The 1386-nt window shown below is 72.7% G+C and carries 2 protein-coding genes; one reads left to right on the top strand and one right to left on the bottom strand.

Features of this window, described 5'->3' with window-relative positions:
• Nucleotides 1-455 (bottom strand): NUDIX hydrolase (locus ABD194_RS20030; protein ID WP_343994789.1); only part of this gene is annotated, 455 nt, incomplete at its 3' end.
• A 109-nt stretch (nucleotides 456-564) separates the two neighbouring features.
• On the opposite strand from ABD194_RS20030, the gene ABD194_RS20035 reads away from it, so the two are divergent.
• A partial coding sequence (locus ABD194_RS20035) for a tRNA nucleotidyltransferase/poly(A) polymerase-related protein (protein WP_486388615.1) occupies nucleotides 565-1386 on the top strand: 822 nt, incomplete at its 3' end.

Genomic DNA, 1386 nt, shown 5'->3' on the forward strand with positions numbered 1-1386 from the left:
GCCTGCGCGATGCGGCGCTCGTTGGGGAAGGTCAGTCTGCGGTGGACCTCGTCGAGGCGGATCCAGGCGACGTCGATGGCCTCGTGGTCGGGGTCGTTCTCGATGGACAGCTCACCACCCGTCGCCTCCAGGAGATAGTGGTGCACGAACTTGTGCACGCGCTTGTCCGACGTGGCGAACCAGTAGTCGATGGTGCCGAGCTCGATCAGGACCCGACCGACGATGCCGGTCTCCTCCGCCACCTCACGCGCCGCCGTCTCGACGAGCGTCTCGCCCGGCTCGACGTGGCCCTTGGGCAGGCACCACTCGATGCGGCCCGCCCGGTTGCGCCGGGCGATGACGGCGATCAGGGCCAGGCCATCGCGCACGTCCACGACGATGCCGCCGGCAGAGCGCTCCTCGACCGCGGGCAGGCGCCTCCCCGACACGGGGCTGGGGACGGGCTGGGCGCTCACATCGCCACCATAACGGGCCGGACAATGAGTGCCCCCGTCCTTGCGGCGGGGTCGCGGGGGCGTACGCGTGCGGTCGGGAGCGGCTCGGGCGCTCACTAGGCTGGGGCGCGTGCGAGACCGATCCGACACGCCCGAGCCCAACGGCAACCGGCCCGCCGACGCGGGGCTGCCGCTCCTGCGCGCAGCCGTCGCCCGGCTCGCGCCCGTGCTGCCGCTGCTGACGGGGCTGGGGGAGCGCTTCGCGGCGTCGGGGCACGAGCTGGCCCTCGTCGGCGGCCCGGTGCGCGACGCGTTCCTCGGCCGGGTCTCGCCCGACCTCGACCTGACCACCGACGCGCTGCCAGACGAGATCCTCGGGGTGGTCACCGGCTGGGCCGACGCCCACTGGGACATCGGCCGCGACTTCGGAACCATCGGGCTGCGGAAGGGCTCGCACGTCATCGAGATCACGACCTACCGCGCCGACACCTACGACCGCACCTCCCGCAAGCCGGAGGTCATGTTCGGCGACAGCCTCGAGGGCGACCTCGTGCGGCGGGACTTCACGGTCAACGCCATGGCGATCCGGCTGCCGAGCCTCGAGTTCGTCGACGTCCACGGGGGGCTGTCGGACCTCGTGCAGCAGCGCCTGATGACCCCGTCGGCGCCGGAGGAGTCCTTCGCCGACGACCCGCTGCGGATGATGCGTGCGGCGCGCTTCGCCTCACAGCTCGGCTTCGAGGTGGCCCCCGAGGTGCGGGCGGCGATGACCGACCGCGCCGGCACGCTCTCGATCATCTCGGCCGAGCGCGTGCGCGACGAGTTCACCAAGCTGCTCCTGTCGCCGAACCCCCGGCTGGGCCTCACCCTGCTCGTCGACACCGGCCTGGCGGACGTCTTCCTGCCGGAGCTGCCGGCGCTGCGGCTCGAGCTCGACGAGCACCACCGGCAC

The organism is Terrabacter terrae (genome assembly GCF_039529575.1).
Taxonomy (GTDB): domain Bacteria; phylum Actinomycetota; class Actinomycetes; order Actinomycetales; family Dermatophilaceae; genus Terrabacter; species Terrabacter terrae.